The following is a 17,042-nucleotide window of genomic DNA, read 5'->3' on the forward strand; positions in this document are numbered from 1 at the left end:
CTCTCATAATATTTAAATTTGGATAAATCTTATCAAATAAAATGTGTGAAAATCCGTGCATAAAAATAAGCATAGAAATACACACTGCACCACAATAGTGCAAACTACATTCTATGCCAAAGTCAATAACAAAGTCAAGTATTAAATTAGATATTTTCAAAAAAATTTAGCAGGTTCATTTGAACCTGCTAAATATAAAACAATCGAGTTTAACTTACTTAAGAGTAACCTTTGCACCGATCTCCTCAAGCTGAGCCTTGATTGACTCTGCTGTAGCCTTGTCAGCTGCTTCCTTGATAACCTTTGGTGCGCCATCAACGAGTTCCTTAGCTTCCTTAAGTCCAAGACCAGTAGCCTCACGAACAACCTTGATAACCTTAACCTTCTCAGAACCTACTTCTGTAAGCTCTACGTCGAACTCGTCCTTCTCCTCAGCTGCTGCTGCATCGCCAGCTGCTGCTGCAACTACAACGCCTGCTGCTGCAGAAACGCCGAACTCTTCCTCACATGCCTTTACAAGGTCATTTAACTCTAATACGCTAAGCTCTTTGATAGCTGCGATAAACTCTTCTGTTGTCATCTTTGCCATGATTATTTTCCTCCATTAAATAATAATAAAAATCAATTAAATTACTCTGCTTCTGTTGCAGGTGCTTCCTCTGCTGGAGCCTCTGCCTCTGCAGCTGGTGCCTCTGTAGATGCACCACCCTGCTCTGCGATCTGGTTGAGAACGCGAGCGAAGTTTGTGATTGGTGACTGTAAGCTTCCAAGTAACTTTGAAAGAAGTTCCTCTCTGCTTGGTACAGCTGCAACTGCTGACATACCATTAGCATCATAGAATGTACCTTCTACGACACCAGCCTTGATCTCAAGGTTTGTAGCTGTCTTAGCAAATTTAGCAAGAATTCTTGCTGGAGCTGTAGCATCATCCTTTGAAACAGCGATTGCACTTGGTCCTTCAAGAACATCATCAAGTGATGCAAAATCTGTTCCCTCGAAAGCACGCTTCATAAGTGTGTTCTTGTATACCTTGTAAGTAACACCAGCCTCGCGAAGCTGCTTACGTAACTGTGTGTCTTCTGCAACTGTAAGTCCACGAGCGTCAACAACTACTACTGAAGCTGCATCCTTAATCTGCTCTGAGATCTCGTCAACTATTGGCTGCTTTAATTCAACTTTTGCCACGAATTTTTCCTCCTTATAATATTTGTTTGTTGCTTATATGAGGATAAAGTAAAACCCTCTATGTCAAAGACATAGAGGGTGATTAATCGATAAATACTTAATCGTCCTCGGCTGGTAGATAAAATCTTTACGGCTAACGCCACCTGCTGTCTTCGGCAACAACTTTATGCATTATATCATCATGTATATTGGGCTGTCAACAATTAGTTAGAAACCTTTGCAACATTAAGCTTAACGCCAGGTCCCATTGTAGGAGCAAGTGAAATGCTCTTAATGTACTGACCCTTTAAGCTTGCTGGCTTAGCCTTGTTGATAGCGTCCATAAGAGTCTGGAAGTTGTCCGCTAACTGCTCCTCTGTGAAAGAAGCCTTTCCGATAGGTACATGGATAATGTTTGTCTTATCAAGTCTATACTCAATCTTACCAGCTTTGATTTCTTCAACAGCCTTAGCAACATCCATTGTTACTGTACCAGCCTTAGGGTTTGGCATAAGTCCTCTAGGTCCAAGTACACGACCAAGACGACCAACAACACCCATCATGTCTGGAGTAGCAACTACTGAATCGAACTCTGCCCAACCTTCGTTCTGGATCTTAGGGATGAGTTCCTCGCCGCCTACGAAATCAGCGCCTGCAGCCTGTGCCTCATCAAGCTTAGCACCCTTAGCGAATACTAAAACTCGAACAGTCTTACCTGTACCGTGTGGAAGTACTACAGCACCACGAATCTGCTGCTCAGCGTGACGTCCGTCACAACCAGTTCTGATATGAGCTTCAATTGTCTCATCAAATTTTGCAGTAGCATTCTTCTTTACCTGTGCGATTGCTTCTGCTGGATCGAATGCAGCTGACTTATCGTATGAGCTAACAGCTGCAACGTATTTCTTTCCTCTTTTCATGTTTACCTCCTGTGGTTTATCGAGCTAATGCTCTCCCACTCAAATCTTTAATAGTAAGAACGTTGTTTTCGCTAAGCTGTGAATTATTCAACAACCTCAACGCCCATTGATCTACATGTTCCTTCGATCATGCTCATAGCAGCCTCAAGTGATGCTGCGTTAAGGTCAGGCATCTTTGTCTCTGCAATTTCCTGAACCTGAGCCTTTGTAATCTTTGCAACCTTTGTCTTGTTAGGTGTGCCTGAAGCCTTCTGAAGCTTGCAAGCCTTCTTAATAAGAACTGCTGCTGGTGGAGTCTTTGTGATGAAGCTGAAGCTTCTATCTGCATAAACAGTGATAATTGTAGGAACAATTGTATCTCCCATATCTGCTGTCTTTGCGTTAAACTGCTTTGTAAACTCCACGATGTTTACACCATGCTGACCAAGTGCTGGACCAACTGGTGGGGCTGGTGTAGCCTTGCCTGCTGGAATCTGCAACTTGATATAGCCTTCAATTTTCTTTGCCATGATATTCCTCCTAATCCATCTTGCGTACGTCTGTGAAATCAATTTCTACTGGTGTTTCACGTCCGAACATTTCAACGCTGATGGTTACTGTCTGCTTCTTAGCATTGATAGACTTAACAACGCCCACAGTATCTTTCCAGGTACCGTCTACGACACTAAGAGTATCTCCGACTTCGAAGTCAACCTCAACGTTGACTCTTTCAGTGCTTTCGCCTAGTAAGTATGCTTTAACTTCAGCCTCTGACAATGGCACTGGTTTACTTCCTGGTCCAACGAAGCCTGTAACACCTCTAGTATTTCTGACAACGTACCAGGTCTCATCATTCATAATCATCTCAATAAGAACGTAACCAGGGTACATCTTCTTTGAAACTTGCTTCTTGACGCCGTCCCTAGTTTCGGTAACCTCAACCATTGGTACTCTAACATCAAGAATCTGCTCCTCGAGATGTTGTGTCTCGATAGCCTTTTCAATGTTTGTCTTGACTTTGTTCTCATAGCCTGAGTAAGTATGAACTACATACCACTTTGCCTCTGCCATATGCGATGCCTCCATTATAAATTAACTAGGATATTTACACCCTTGTTGATCACTGCATCTAAAACGATGATGATCACTGCTACAACTACTGACACAGCAACAACTGCTGTTGTCTGTTTTGACACGTCCTTTGGATCTGCCCAGACAATCTTTCCGAATTCTGTCTTAAGACCCGCAAAACGTCCTGACTTGGTTTTCTTTTCCTCTGCCATTTTGCACCTCCCGGATGACTATTTAGTCTCTTTGTGCATTGTGTGCTTCTTGCAGAATCTGCAATACTTCTTTGTTTCCATTCTGTCAGGGTGTGTCTTCTTGTCTTTTGTCATGTTGTAATTACGCTGCTGGCACTCTGTGCAAGCTAATGTTATCTTTGTGCGCACAACTTCCACCTCCGTTAAATTTCTACTTTGGTCTACTTATACTCACTTGTCATAGCGAACAATTTGACAAGGCGAAAAAAGAGCATAAAAAAAAGACCTGCTTTTCTTAGTCGCTAGCTAAATTTAGCACACGACGCAAGAACTGTCAAGTCTTTTTCATTATTATGTTTAGCCCTTTACACCGCCAAGTGTTACTCCACCAACAATGTATCTAGAAAGTATTAGGTAAACAATTATAACAGGGAAGATTGAGAATGCAATCATAATATAAACCTGTCCCATATCAAACTTTAACCAGTCTGCATTACGAAGCTGAGCAATTAATATAGGAAGTGTCTTCTTTGTATCATCGTGAAGAACAAGAGCTGGAGTGAAGTAATTATTCCAGCTACCTACAAAGCTGAATATTGCCTGTACAGCAATTGCTGGCTTCATAAGGGGTACTACAATCTGGTTAAATGTTCTAAATTCGCCAGAACCATCAATTCTGGCAGCCTCGATTAAGGAAAGAGGTAATGTAGAATCCATGTATTGCTTCATATAAAAGAATACAGCAGGAGATGCAATCGCAGGAATAATAAGTGGGATAGCACTATTATCTAAATGCATCTTGTCAATGAGCTGTAAGAAACCAAGTACAGTTACCTGTGTTGGAATCATCATAATCATTAATATGAAGGTAAACATAAACTTCTTTAATTTGAAGTCATATGCATGGATAGCATAAGCTGTCATTGTTGAAAAATATGTTGCAAGTGTAGCTGTAAGTACAGCGATTATAAGCGAATTAATCATACCACTTACAATAGGTAATGTTCCATTTTTCAAGTTTGTCCAGTTCTCAATAAGATGGACACTTGGAAATGGAGTGAAACCTGCGCTCAATTCTGAATTGCTTCTGGTAGAATTGATAAATAATACATAGAACCAGAATAAGCACAAGAATGAAATTAAAATCAATACTATATAAGAAACTATTCTTCTAGCATGAACTCCGCCGCCTTGGCTGTTGCTTGTGTTATTTGCCATTTTTATTCTCCTCATCTATTTTACTTAATTTCAACGATTTTATTTCTGTTCCTGAACGTTAGTAAACTTATAAACTATCAAGCTTAAAATGGCTGTTATTACAAACATAAATACTGAAAGTGCACCTGCAAGTCCAAAGTTCTTACTATATAAATGCTTGTTCAAGTACATAATCAAAGTCATAGATGAACGCATTGGATTACCTGTACCATTTGTTAAGATCTGAGGTACATCAAACATCTGTAAACCACCAATGAGTGATGTAATCATAACAAATACAAGAATTGGTCTAAGTAAAGGCAATGTTATTTTATAGAAAATCTGATTAGCAGTTGCACCATCAACCTGAGCAGCCTCAAAAAGAGATGGATCAATTCCAAGCATACCTGCCATCAGAAGAATTGTCGTATTTCCAAACCACATAAGGCAGTTCATTGTAGCTACCAATCCACGAACACTTGCAGCGTGATCCATAAATGAGAATGCTTCCTTGAATACGCCAATCTGAATTAACAATGAGTTAATTGGTCCGCTATCTGCAAATAATGTAAAGAACAACATCGCAAAAGCTGATGCCATAATCAAGTTTGGTAAATAGATTACCGTTTTAAAGAATGTCTGACCTTTTAATCTAAGAGATGGATCTGTAAACCAAGCTCCTAATAATAATGAAAGGATAATCTGTGGGATAAATCCTAACACCCACATAATCATTGTATTCGCAAAATATGTTGGTAAATCACCGTTAGTTACAATTGTTGCATAGTTTGCAAGACCTACAAAGTTAGGTCCAATCTGAGTAAGGCCTGAACGGTAATTTTCAAAGAATGAATTGTATATAGTTGAAACCAGTGGGATCAACTGGAATATTAAAAATATTACTGTAAAAGGTATTAGAAAGATATAACCCCACTTATTATATCTAACAACTTTGCTCTTCTTGTTCATAAATGCTCCCTTTTAGTTCTTTTAAATAGGGCGCATAGGGCCAATCCCCACGCGCCCCAAATCATTTCACTGATTAGTTGCAGTTAGAATTAGTCAACTGAAACATCTGGATACTTCTCATGAACTGCTGTCTTGAACATATCGAGAGCCTCGTCCTTTGTTGCATTTCCTGTGAAGTAGTTCTTCATTGCCTTCTGGAACTCTTCTGTACATCCCTGATCATACTTAGAAAGGTTTGAAAGATCTACTGTCTCAGCGCCTGCTGCAAGCTGCTCGTATGGATTCTGACCACCGAGAAGATCAAGGTTACCTTCATCTGATGATGCGAGCTCTGAAAGAACTTCCTTGCTGTTTACGCAGTCAGCGTATGTTGTAGCTATATCCTTAAGAACTCCCTTATCTGTTGTCATTGTAACGATGATATCTTTTACAAGGTTAGCATTGTCTGTACCTGTTGCAGCACATACCCATGTACCACCCCAGTAGTAAGACTGAGGACCTTCGCAGTATCCCCAACCACCCTGGTTAGCGATTGTGCCATCCTGATCTGCATCAAGACAGAAGTTGAAGAACCAAGCTGGTCCAAAGTAGCAGAATACCTTTCCTTCTGGTCTCTTACCCTTTGCCCAGTCATCGCTCCAAAGATCATCTGTATCTTCAGCGCCTGCTTCAATAAGTGCCATAGAATCATCTACCCACTTATCAACGTTAGGATCGATAACAAGCTTGCCATCCTGTACCCACTGTCCAGATACGTTGTTAGCATATGTTCTGTATGTATCGTTTACTGAGCACATTGTGTAACCAGCATCAGCGACCTTCTTAGCTGTCTCATTGTACTTATCCCAATCAGCTACTGCTGCCTGAACTTCTTCTGGATCATCTGTTCCAAGAACTTCCTTTGCTGCCTCTCTGTTGTAGATAAGACCTGCTGAGCATGCCTGCCATGAAGAACCTTTAAGTTTACCATTGCTATCTGTTACGATGCTCTGTGTATATGTGTACTGATCTGAAAGAACATCAGATGTAATGCCGAGGTCAGATAATGGCATTGTTACATCCTCGTCAACATACTTAAGAGCGTAATCAGCTTCTACCAAGAATAAATCTACCTTATCATCTGCAGCTGCGTCTGGCTGAGCGATAAGAGCCTCATCAAGGTTGTTCTGATATGCATTGTCTGTAGATGGTGTAATGTTCCAAACTACTTCAACATCACCAATCTTACCGTGAGTAGCATCTACTTCTTCGTATCCAGGATAGAAATCCTTTACACGTGTCTGCCACTCATCGTTCCAACAATAGATGTTAAGAACTTTACCTGTGTCCTCAGGAAGTTCTACTGCTTCTGCCTCAGCATCAATCTCCTCTGTTGATGCTGGAGCTGCTGCTTCTTCTGTAGAAGCTGTTTCTGAGCTTCCACAGCCAGCAAACATTGTTGCTGTCATTGTTGCCATTGCGAGCAAACTAACTAATCTTTTTTTCATTGTGTGTTCCTCCCAAAATATTTTTCCTGGACTTTCGTCCTTTGATGCTGATAACACATCAACATCATATCTACATTAATTTGTTTGCATTTATATAAGTTGATTTCTCAACCCAATGCCTAATTTAGTTTCTTTAGGGTATCTCCTTCAAGCAATCTTCCTTTTACTACAACTCGTTGTACTAATGTAGTTTTTGGTCTTTCAATTAAATCGATTAGATTCTTTCCTGCTTGTCTTCCTAACTCTTCTGTATCCTGTCTATAAGTAGTAAGACGTGGCCTAATATGTCTTGCTACTTTGATTCCATCAAATCCAACTACTGATACATCATCCGGAACCTTTAACCCTTTTTCTGATATTGCCCTCATACCACCATAAGATGCATAATCATCAGGATAGAAAATGCAAGTTGGTCTATCTTCTAATTCCAACAGCTTTAATGTGCATTCATAAGCACCATGTGTATCTCTATATGGAGATTCCATTAAGTACTCATCTGGAGTTTCTATTCCATATTCCTCCATCTTTTTATGGAAGGTAACTAATCTTGTGCGTGTTACCGAAGAATCAGCACCGTGTATGTAAGCGATTTTTCTATGGCCAGAAGCTACTGCAAAATCAACCAGCTCAGTCATGCCTCCAACATTATCTGAAAGGATTGTTGTTGTATCATTATAAATATGATCAATTGTTACAACTGGTATATCACTTTTTACTAGCTCAACTACTTCAGGATCTCCGAAGTGAACATTTGCAATAATTACACCATCGAATCTTCTATATCTTGCATGTGTAAGATAAGAATCTCTTCCAGGCCTTGATCTGTCATTTGAAATAAAGGTTATATCATATCCCTCTTTTTCAACTTCTCTTTTAAAGCCTTCAAGAACACTTGCGAAAAAGTCATGCTGTAAACCACTGTTGGCATCGTCCATGAAAAGAACTCCTATATTATGTGTGCGATTTGTTTTCATGGATTTTGCTGCTGCATTAGGAACATATCCTAATTCATTAGCAACTTTTCTGATTCTTTCCTTTGTTTCTGCGCCGATGTCACTGTGATCATTCAATGCTTTACTAACTGTAGCAACTGATACACCGCATCGACCGGCAATATCTTTTAATGAAACCATCACTCTCTCCCTAGTGTGTTAAACATCTGCTTAATCGTTTTCGTAATTTCAATATAGCCCCTTTTCACGAAATGTACAATAGTTTTTCGAAAATTTGTCTTTTCGTTAAAGTTTCGTAACCTGTTTTAGTGAAATATCGCCAAATATTTAACAGCCTAATTGCATTTTAGGATAATTATGGTATTCTAATGCCGAGAAATTATATCTTTTAACTTAAACGTTTACGCTTCGTTTTCTTTAAATTGACCGATTTTCTCTCAGATTATTCACTTAATCGTTTTCTGTATGAATAATTGTTTCTTAGTTTTAGGGAGGAATATATGAAGTTCGGACATTTCGACGATCAAAACAAAGAATATGTAATCACAACTCCAAAGACTCCATTACCATGGATTAACTACTTGGGTTGTACCGATTTCTTTTCTTTGATCTCAAACACATGCGGTGGCTATACTTTCTATAAAGATGCAAAGCTTTTACGCATGACACGTTATCGCTATAACGACACAACTCCAGATACAAACGGTAAGTATTTCTATATTAAGGATGGAGATACAATTTGGAATCCTGGCTGGCAGCCAACCAAGACTGAATTAGATTCTTATGAATGTCGTCATGGTATCGGCTACAGCAAGTTTACTGGTGTTAAAAATGATGTAAAAGCAGAACTTATTACTTTTGTTCCAATTGGTGATCCAGTTGAATTAACAAAGGTAACAATTACAAATAACAGCTCAGCTCACAAAGATATTCAACTTTTCTCATATGTAGAATGGTGCCTTTGGAATGCTGATGATGATATGAAGAATTATCAGCGTAACCTTTCAATCGGTGAAGTTGAAGTTATTGATTCAACTATCTATCACAAGACAGAATATCGCGAGCGTCGTAATCACTACGCTGTATATTCAGTAAATACTAAGATTGATGGTTTCGAGACAAGCCGAGATGAATTCAGAGGTGCTTACAATGGTCCAGATAGACCTGCAGCTGTAATTGAAGGAAAGCTTCACAATACTATCGCTTCAGGATGGTATCCAATCGCTTCACATCAGATTAATCTTTCACTTGATGCTGGAGAGTGCAAAACTTTCGTATTCGCTTTAGGATATGTGGAAAACCCTGAAGATGAAAAGTGGGAAAAACCAGGAATCATTAATAAAAAGAGAGCTAATGCTCTTCTCGCTAAATATCAAACTACTGAAGATTTTGACAACGCTCTTGCAAAGCTTAATACATACTGGGATGGACTTCTCAGCAAGTTCCATGTTGAATCAAATGATGAGCATGTAAACCGTATGGTAAATATTTGGAACCAATACCAGTGTATGGTTACATTTAACATGTCTCGTTCAGCTTCTTACTATGAGACAGGTATTGGCCGTGGAATGGGATTCAGAGATTCTTGCCAGGATTTACTTGGATTCGTACATCTGATTCCAGATAGAGCTCGCGAGAGAATCATTGATATTGCTTCAACTCAGTTCCAGGACGGTTCAGCATATCACCAGTATCAGCCTCTTACAAAGAAGGGTAATTCTGATATCGGTTCAGGATTTAACGACGATCCACTTTGGTTAATTGCTGGAACAAGCGCATACATACGCGAAACAGGAGACACATCAATTCTTAAGGAAATGGTTCCTTACGATAATGATATGTCAGTTGCTACAACACTTATGGAGCACTTAAAGCGCTCATTTAATTACATTGTAAATCACAAGGGTCCACATGACCTTCCACTTATTGGTCGTGCTGACTGGAACGACTGCCTCAACCTTAACTGCTTCTCAGAGCATCCAGGCGAAAGCTTCCAGTGCTTCGGACCTAGTGAAGGACCTGTTGCAGAATCAGTATTTATTGCTGGTATGTTTGTAAAATATGGTCGCGAATATGCAGCTCTTGCAAAGCTTATGGGTGACACTGCTGAAGAAGCTCGTGTTCTTGCAGAAGTAGATAAGATGACTGCTGCAATCGAAAAAGATGGTTGGGACGGCGATTGGTTCGTAAGAGCTTACGACGCTTACAGCCACAAAGTTGGTTCAAAGGAATGTGATGAGGGACAGATTTACATCGAGCCACAAGGTATGTGCGTAATGGCCGGTGTTGGCGTTGATGATGGTAACGCAAAGAAAGCCCTTGATTCTGTAAAAGAAAAGCTTGATACAAAATACGGCGTAATGATTTTACAGCCTGCTTACACAAGATATCATCTTGAGCTTGGTGAGATCACATCATATCCACCAGGATACAAAGAGAATGCTGGTATCTTCTGTCACAACAATCCATGGATTTCAATTGCTGAGACATGCATTGGTCGTGGTGACAGAGCATTTGAAGTTTACAAAAAGACCTGTCCTTCATACATCGAGGACATTTCAGAAATTCATAGAACTGAGCCATACGTTTACTCACAGATGGTTGCTGGCGTAGATGCCAGATTCCACGGTGAGGCTAAGAACAGCTGGCTCACAGGTACTGCTGCTTGGACATTTACAAATATTTCCCAGTATATCTTAGGAATCTACCCAACCTTAGAGGGATTATCTGTAAATCCATGTACACCTGCTGCATTTGGTGATTTCAATATCACTCGTGAATACAGAGGTGTAATATACAACATCGAAATCAAGAATCCTAACCAGGTTCAAAAGGGTGTTGCAAGCCTTACTGTTGATGGCAAGGAAATCGAAGGAAACGTTATCCCATTCGATTCTTCTAAAAAAACAGTTAGCGTGGTTGCTACAATGAAGTAAAAGAGTAATAGCTTTACTTTCTTCATTTAACCAATTCTCCTTCTTCAATAAGAGCTCATACGCCCCAGTATGAGCTCTTTATTTTTGACTTTTTGTCTATATACAGATAAATTATAGCTATGAACAGAACATTAACTTATGAAATCAATTCTGAATATGCAGGGTATTCTATTGACAAATATCTGAAATCCCAGGGCTATTCCAGCGCCAATATCACCGCAATCAAAAAGATGCCTAATAATGTGGTTATCGATGGTGAGTGGGTACATATGAATCGCAAACTCCAAGCCGGCGAGATTTTAACTGTAAATATCTCCGAGGATAATTCATCAGAAAAGATTCCACCAGTAAAAATTGATTTGGATATCGTTTATGAGGATGATGATATTATCGTTATCAATAAGCCTGCAGGACTTCCAATTCATCCAAGTTTAAATCACTACGAAGATTCCTTAGCAAACGGTCTGGCATATTATTACGAGGCTCAGGACAAGCCTTTTATATTTAGATGTGCTAATCGACTAGATAAGAACACCTCTGGACTTACCGTCATTGCCAAGCATTTAGTTTCTGGCAATATCTTATCTACAATGGTAAAAAACCGTGAGTTTCATAGAGAGTATTATGCCATCGTCCGCGGTCATCTTGATGAGCCTGAAGGCACAATAGATGCACCTATAGGACGTGTAGACGATTCTATCATTACAAGGCAGGTAGATTTTGAAAATGGTGAACGCGCAGTCACTCACTATAAAGTGATAGACGAGAAAAAAGGGCACAGCCTAATCTCAATCCATCTTGAGACAGGCCGCACCCATCAAATTCGTGTCCATTTTAAATATATTGGTCATCCATTAATTGGAGACCATTTGTACAATCCCGATTTTGAATATATGACAAGACAAGCATTGCATTCCCACAAAATCAGTTTTGTTCACCCTATAACAAAAAAGGCAATGGAGTTTATCGCCCCATTGCCTAATGATATGAATTTCATTTACATTTGATTTTTGAGATCCTCGTACTCACGATTTATCTCTGCCACGGTAGCTGTGTCGCCAGATTCTCCATCAGGATGGTAAATCTTAATAAGGTCCTTATAACGCTTTTTAAGGGCCTTTGGTGTGGTGACACCAGAAAAGAACATCTCCCCGTGGACGATGTTATCCTCAGCTACATAAGGCTCCACAGAGTGAGCCTGTACTTGATCAAAGAATTTCTTCTTTCTCTCAAATTGTAATTTATCGTCAGCAAGCTTCTGAGTCTCCTGGATTAATAATTCCCATTTCAACTCAAACTGTTTTTCCTGCTGTTCTAGAGTATGAATCCTTGCTTCAAACTCTCTTCTTTCTTTTAGCAAATCATTCCATGCTTTTTCTAACTCTTTATGTCGGTCCTCAAGTGCTTGCATGTCGATCTTGCCTTGACATGTGAGATCCTTTGCCATAATAACTCTCCCGTATAGTATTACATTCTAGGTATTGTGGAACTTTCCCAAAACTTGTAATGATTATACTATATGTTGTGCATGCTTGTAAAATAAAATATCAATTCTATCTTTTGTACACTATGCCGGTATATGGTTGAAGGCTGACGTGAAGGTTTCCTCCTTCAACAATTATATCGGTAGGCATTATTGAATAGCCAACCTCATTGGTCATAATTACTCTTTCCAAGTTGCAATTTAGTGGAACGCCAGCTATCCAAACTGGTATATCCACTTCTATGCCATTGCCATTGCTGTTGATAACTACGATAACTTGCTCATTGGCTGTGAATCTGGCATAGCTAATAAATCCCTGGCCACAATTTAAAAATCTAAACGAGCCCTGCTTAATGGCTGGACTTAGTTTATGAACCATAATCATATCCCTTGTGTAATCGATAAGATCATAGTTGCAGTGGCCCCATGGATATGTTCTACGGCTATCTGGGTCCGTAAATCCACACACCCCAGCTTCATCGCCGTAATACAATGTTGGCGCACCAGGCCAAGTCATCTGTACCATTTCAGCTAGCTTCATAACAGGAATACTTACACCATCCTCAGCAGCCTTAGCCCCTTTTGTGGCGAGTCTTCCTACCGTATGGTTTGTTCTTGTCAAAAATCTGGAATGGTCATGGTTGGACAGCTGATTCATTGCGCAATACAGTGATGGAGTTTTCAGCCTTGCCATGAAGTGCAGCATTGTGTTTTTGAATCTTTCACCATCGCCAATAGCACTAGGCTGGAACTCATCAGAATGCTTCTCCATTCCTGTCAAAAAGAAGGTAAGTGGCTCCATAAAAGCATCATAGTTCATAACCGTATCCCACTGGTCACCAGCCAGCCATGCACTTGGATTACCATAATGCTCTGCAAGTATAATTGCGTTTGGATTTGCCGATTTTACTGCGTCTCTAAAATCATGCCAGAATTTATGATTAAACTCTTCTGAATGACCTAAATCAGCAGCTACATCAAGTCTCCAACCATCACAATTATATGGTTCGCTAACCCATTTTTTGCCTATATTGAGGACATACTGACACAGCTCAGGTGACTCCTCATAATTTAGCTTTGGCAACGTATCATGACTCCACCAGCCGTCATATGATTTGTTGTCTGGCCATGTATCCTCATAAAAGTAAAAGAAATTGTGATATGGGCTGTCCTTACTCTCGTAAGCTCCAGGAGCATATCCCTCTTCCTTTGAATAAATCTTTTCTCTGTTGAGCCATTTGTTGAAAGAACCGCAGTGATTAAATACACCATCTATAATCACTCGTATTCCCTTCTCATGGGCCTCTCTAACAAAGTCTGCAAAGAATTGGTTACTTGCCTCGAGGTTTTCCTTATTGGTCACTCTTAGCTTGTATTTAGTGGCATGGGAATTGTCATAATCCCCGTCCTTTAAACACTCTCCCCCATCCTTTTTAATTACGGTGAGGTGAGGGTCTATATAGTCATAATCAGAGGTATCGTATTTATGGTTAGAAGGGGAAACAAACAACGGATTAAAATATATTACTTCAACCCCCAAGCTTCTGAGATAATGGAGCTTCTGTCTGACTCCCTCTAGGTCTCCGCCGTAAAATCTTCCTATATCAAGATTTGCAGGTATAGCATCCCAGTTATCAACACGCTCAACTGGTGCTCCTACATAATGATATTCATTTGTTTCTACATCTGTGCTTGGGTCGCCCTTATAGAATCTATCCACAAGGATTTGGTACATAACTGCACCCTTCGACCAGGAAGGTGTGGAAAAACCTGGCATAATAGAAAACTCGTAATGTTCTCTATGATCACGCCAGAGACCTACTCTATCGTAATAATAAAGGCCATAGTCGCCGACTATTTCAAAGTGATATCTAAACTCTTTATCTTCGAGCTTAACGTCGCATGCATAGTAATCAAACTCTCCACGAGCTCTCTCTAGATGCATTCTTATATTCTTATCACCAGATACTAAAAAGGCCTCCAGGTCTTCCTGATGGTAAACGCGCAGTCTGATAGTTACTAAGTCAAAAGGCTCCGGTTCCATAGGAGTTCTATATTCAGCTGTACCGTCCGAGTAAATAGCTTGGATGTTCATTCCAACTCCCCTTAGATATTTTTAGATAGTAAAAAAGACAGCAACGATCGCTGTCTTTTTAGGAGAAGGTATTTTTACTATGGGGTTAGTAAAAATTATATAATGTATTGGGGGGTTTTTACGATGTTTATTATATGACCTCACAATACTTAAGTGTGCACAAATATAACAAATACTGACTTAGGTTTTTGTGCATGTTGCACTATTCTCCCCAGTTTATACCCTCTACAGCGGTCTCATTCGTACCTGAAGATTCAAATAGGGCCTCAAACTCGCTTCGTCCTATCTTTTCTTTTTCTAATAATAGATTAGCACATTTGTGTAGTATCTGTTCGTTTTCTCGCAAAATTTTCACAGCTTTTTCATAACATTCATCAATGATGCGTTTAACTTCCTCATCGATAGCTTTAGCTGTTGCTTCTGAAAAGCCTTTTGTATGAGCCAAATCACGGCCGATGAATACTTCTTCATCGTCATCACCGTAGTGAATCATACCTATATTTTTTGAGAATCCATACTTTGTTACCATGTTTCTTGCCATCTTTGTAGCCTGCTTGATGTCATTAGAGGCACCAGTGGTAACATCGTCAAATATAAGTTCCTCGGCAACACGTCCCCCCAGAGAAACAATAATATCCTGGGTCATCTTGCCTTTTGTATTAAAGATTTCGTCATTTTCATTTATAGGCATTGTATAGCCTGCTGCACTTGCACCTGTAGGAATGATTGACACTGAATATACAGGCCCTACATCTGGAAGTACATGGAAAAGAATTGCATGTCCAGCCTCGTGGTATGCTGTAATCTTCTTTTCTTTATCTGAAACAATCTTGCTCTTCTTTTCTTTACCAATTCCGACCTTTACGAAAGATCTTTTGATGTCTTCCTGAAGGATGTACTGTCTTTTCTCACCTGCTGCAAGAATAGCTGCTTCGTTGAGAAGATTCTCTAAATCTGCTCCTGTGAAACCAACTGTTGCCTGAGCAACCTGTTTCAAATCTACATCCTCCGCCAACGCCTTGTTGCTAGCGTGTACCTTGAGGATTTCCTCGCGTCCCTTCACATCAGGACTGCCAACATAAACCTTTCTATCAAAACGTCCTGGACGCATAATAGCCTGGTCTAAAATATCTACACGGTTTGTAGCCGCCATAACAATGATGCCTTCGTTAACACCAAAACCATCCATCTCTACAAGGAGCTGATTCAGTGTCTGCTCGCGCTCATCGTGGCCGCCGCCCATACCTGTACCACGGCGTCTAGCTACCGCATCAATCTCGTCAATAAAAACGATACATGGTGCATTCTGCTTTGCTTCCTGGAACAAATCACGGACGCGGGAAGCACCAACACCAACAAACATCTCAACAAAATCCGAACCAGAGATTGAGAAGAATGGTACTCCTGCCTCTCCAGCGATAGCCTTTGCAAGAAGTGTCTTACCTGTTCCTGGAGGGCCTACTAAGATAACGCCCTTAGGGATTCTGGCACCGATTTTTGTATATTTAGCAGGATCTTTTAAGAAATCAACAAGTTCTTCAACTTCTTCTTTTTCTTCTTTTAATCCAGCTACATTATCGAAAGTAGTGTTGATATCTTCTTTGTTTGTAAGCTTAGCTCTGCTCTTGCCAAAATTCATCATTCTAGCATTGGCACCGCCACCACCAGCGCCCTGCGCATTCATCATAATCATAAAGAGAATGAATACTGCGCCTAAGACAATGAGCATTGGTAACAATTCAGAAATCCAACTGTCATGTGGGATATCTGAAATAGTATAGGCAACCTTTGCTTCTTTTAATTCTTCCTGAATCTCGTTTACATCCGAAACATAAAGAGTAGCCTCTGTACCATCAGTAAGAGTGATTTCTGCTGCGCCAGTTGGCACCTCTTCATTCTGAGTAATATTGACTGATTTTACCTCATCTCTTGCCAAGGCCTTGTCAAATTCTTTTCGGGTGTATGTGGTAGTTGATTTACCCATGCTTGTGTAAAGTATAGCTAACACAACAAATACAAACAAAGCATAGATAATCATTCCTGAAGCTCTGTTTTTCTTCAAATCCGCCTCCTAGTCTAGCTCTACAACGCCAATGTATGGAAGGTTACGATACTTCTGGTCGTAATCAAGGCCGTAACCAACTACGAACTGATCTGGAATAGTAAATCCAGTGTAATCAACATGCACATCTACCTCACGACGATCTGGCTTATCAAGCATTGTAACCATGCGAACTGACTTAGCTCCACGATCTTTGAAAAGCTGACCAAGGTAGTTTAATGTATTTCCACTATCAATGATATCTTCAACGATAATAACGTTCTGGCCTGTTGGATCTAAATCCAAATCCTTTTTAATCTTAACTACACCAGAAGAAACTGTGCCGCTACCATAGCTTGATGTAGCCATAAAATCGATAATTACTGGAACTGTGATTCTTTTTGCCAACTCACAAGCAAAGAATGCTGCGCCCTTTAAGATGCAAACGAGAAATACTGATTCTCCTTCGTAATCCTTGCTGATTTGTGCTCCTAATTCTGAAATACGTGCTGCCAATTCTTCTTCAGGCAAAAGAACTCTGATGTTCTCACTCATT

At 40.0% G+C, this 17,042-nt stretch carries 17 protein-coding genes and 1 other annotated feature; of the genes, 2 read left to right on the forward strand and 15 right to left on the reverse strand.

All coding sequences use genetic code 11. The annotated features are described in order from the left end of the window. Positions 1 to 214 precede the first annotated feature (214 nt). From rplL to BMY66_RS08070, 11 genes are all read right to left on the reverse strand, one after another. Entirely contained in the window at positions 215 to 589 is a 375-nt protein-coding gene (gene rplL / locus BMY66_RS08020; protein WP_028234586.1) for a 50S ribosomal protein L7/L12, read from the reverse strand. 41 nt (positions 590 to 630) lie between these two features. Then, on the reverse strand, positions 631 to 1,185 hold the full coding sequence (rplJ, locus tag BMY66_RS08025; protein ID WP_044936382.1) for a 50S ribosomal protein L10: 555 nt from the start codon (positions 1,183 to 1,185) through the stop codon (positions 631 to 633). Between the two features lie 39 nt (positions 1,186 to 1,224). Beyond that, positions 1,225 to 1,359: a sequence feature (ribosomal protein L10 leader region), on the reverse strand. 29 nt (positions 1,360 to 1,388) lie between these two features. Beyond that, positions 1,389 to 2,084 (reverse strand): 50S ribosomal protein L1, encoded by a 696-nt coding sequence (gene rplA, locus BMY66_RS08030; RefSeq protein ID WP_044936385.1) that lies wholly within the window; start codon positions 2,082 to 2,084, stop codon positions 1,389 to 1,391. Positions 2,085 to 2,167: 83 nt separating this feature from the next. Next, positions 2,168 to 2,593 carry a 50S ribosomal protein L11 gene (rplK, locus tag BMY66_RS08035; RefSeq protein WP_028234589.1) on the reverse strand — a complete coding sequence of 142 codons (426 nt, stop codon included), beginning with the start codon at positions 2,591 to 2,593 and terminating at the stop codon, positions 2,168 to 2,170. Positions 2,594 to 2,603: 10 nt separating this feature from the next. Further along, on the reverse strand, positions 2,604 to 3,134 hold the full coding sequence (gene nusG, locus BMY66_RS08040) for a transcription termination/antitermination protein NusG (RefSeq protein ID WP_033152865.1): 531 nt from the start codon (positions 3,132 to 3,134) through the stop codon (positions 2,604 to 2,606). A gap of 14 nt (positions 3,135 to 3,148) precedes the next feature. After that, on the reverse strand, positions 3,149 to 3,346 hold the full coding sequence (secE, locus tag BMY66_RS08045) for a preprotein translocase subunit SecE (RefSeq protein ID WP_033152863.1): 198 nt from the start codon (positions 3,344 to 3,346) through the stop codon (positions 3,149 to 3,151). Positions 3,347 to 3,364: 18 nt separating this feature from the next. Continuing rightward, on the reverse strand, positions 3,365 to 3,514 hold the full coding sequence (gene rpmG / locus BMY66_RS08050; RefSeq protein WP_028234592.1) for a 50S ribosomal protein L33: 150 nt from the start codon (positions 3,512 to 3,514) through the stop codon (positions 3,365 to 3,367). 168 nt (positions 3,515 to 3,682) lie between these two features. After that, the gene (locus tag BMY66_RS08055; RefSeq protein WP_044936387.1) at positions 3,683 to 4,543 is read right to left on the reverse strand and encodes a carbohydrate ABC transporter permease; all 861 of its coding nucleotides are present in this window, start codon (positions 4,541 to 4,543) and stop codon (positions 3,683 to 3,685) included. A gap of 39 nt (positions 4,544 to 4,582) precedes the next feature. Continuing rightward, positions 4,583 to 5,491: a carbohydrate ABC transporter permease gene (locus BMY66_RS08060; RefSeq protein ID WP_044936390.1), complete on the reverse strand. Its 909-nt coding sequence runs from the start codon at positions 5,489 to 5,491 to the stop codon at positions 4,583 to 4,585. An 89-nt stretch (positions 5,492 to 5,580) separates the two neighbouring features. Then, a complete protein-coding gene (locus tag BMY66_RS08065; RefSeq protein ID WP_044936392.1) occupies positions 5,581 to 6,978 on the reverse strand; it encodes an ABC transporter substrate-binding protein in 1,398 nt (465 codons plus the stop codon). Positions 6,979 to 7,097: 119 nt separating this feature from the next. Next, positions 7,098 to 8,111 carry a LacI family DNA-binding transcriptional regulator gene (locus BMY66_RS08070; protein ID WP_090394798.1) on the reverse strand — a complete coding sequence of 338 codons (1,014 nt, stop codon included), beginning with the start codon at positions 8,109 to 8,111 and terminating at the stop codon, positions 7,098 to 7,100. A gap of 320 nt (positions 8,112 to 8,431) precedes the next feature. On the opposite strand from BMY66_RS08070, the gene BMY66_RS08075 reads away from it, so the two are divergent. After that, positions 8,432 to 10,867, forward strand: a complete 2,436-nt coding sequence (locus tag BMY66_RS08075) for a glycoside hydrolase family 94 protein (RefSeq protein ID WP_044936396.1) — start codon at positions 8,432 to 8,434, stop codon at positions 10,865 to 10,867. Between the two features lie 119 nt (positions 10,868 to 10,986). Beyond that, positions 10,987 to 11,874 carry an RluA family pseudouridine synthase gene (locus BMY66_RS08080; RefSeq protein WP_044936398.1) on the forward strand — a complete coding sequence of 296 codons (888 nt, stop codon included), beginning with the start codon at positions 10,987 to 10,989 and terminating at the stop codon, positions 11,872 to 11,874. Here the strand turns inward: BMY66_RS08080 and BMY66_RS08085 are convergent. The 4 genes from BMY66_RS08085 to hpt all read right to left on the reverse strand — a co-directional run bounded on the left by BMY66_RS08085 (position 11,865) and on the right by hpt (position 17,041). Beyond that, positions 11,865 to 12,314 carry a J domain-containing protein gene (locus tag BMY66_RS08085; protein ID WP_044936401.1) on the reverse strand — a complete coding sequence of 150 codons (450 nt, stop codon included), beginning with the start codon at positions 12,312 to 12,314 and terminating at the stop codon, positions 11,865 to 11,867. The genes BMY66_RS08080 and BMY66_RS08085 overlap by 10 nt on opposite strands. A gap of 106 nt (positions 12,315 to 12,420) precedes the next feature. Continuing rightward, positions 12,421 to 14,445 carry a glycoside hydrolase family 13 protein gene (locus tag BMY66_RS08090; RefSeq protein ID WP_044936403.1) on the reverse strand — a complete coding sequence of 675 codons (2,025 nt, stop codon included), beginning with the start codon at positions 14,443 to 14,445 and terminating at the stop codon, positions 12,421 to 12,423. Between the two features lie 202 nt (positions 14,446 to 14,647). Further along, positions 14,648 to 16,483 (reverse strand): ATP-dependent zinc metalloprotease FtsH, encoded by a 1,836-nt coding sequence (ftsH, locus tag BMY66_RS08095; protein WP_044936772.1) that lies wholly within the window; start codon positions 16,481 to 16,483, stop codon positions 14,648 to 14,650. A gap of 33 nt (positions 16,484 to 16,516) precedes the next feature. Then, complete coding sequence (gene hpt, locus BMY66_RS08100; protein WP_044936405.1) at positions 16,517 to 17,041, reverse strand: hypoxanthine phosphoribosyltransferase; 525 nt, start codon at positions 17,039 to 17,041, stop codon at positions 16,517 to 16,519. Between the last annotated feature and the right edge of the window lies 1 nt (position 17,042).

This window comes from Pseudobutyrivibrio sp. C4 (assembly GCF_900111635.1).
Lineage (GTDB): Bacteria > Bacillota > Clostridia > Lachnospirales > Lachnospiraceae > Pseudobutyrivibrio > Pseudobutyrivibrio ruminis.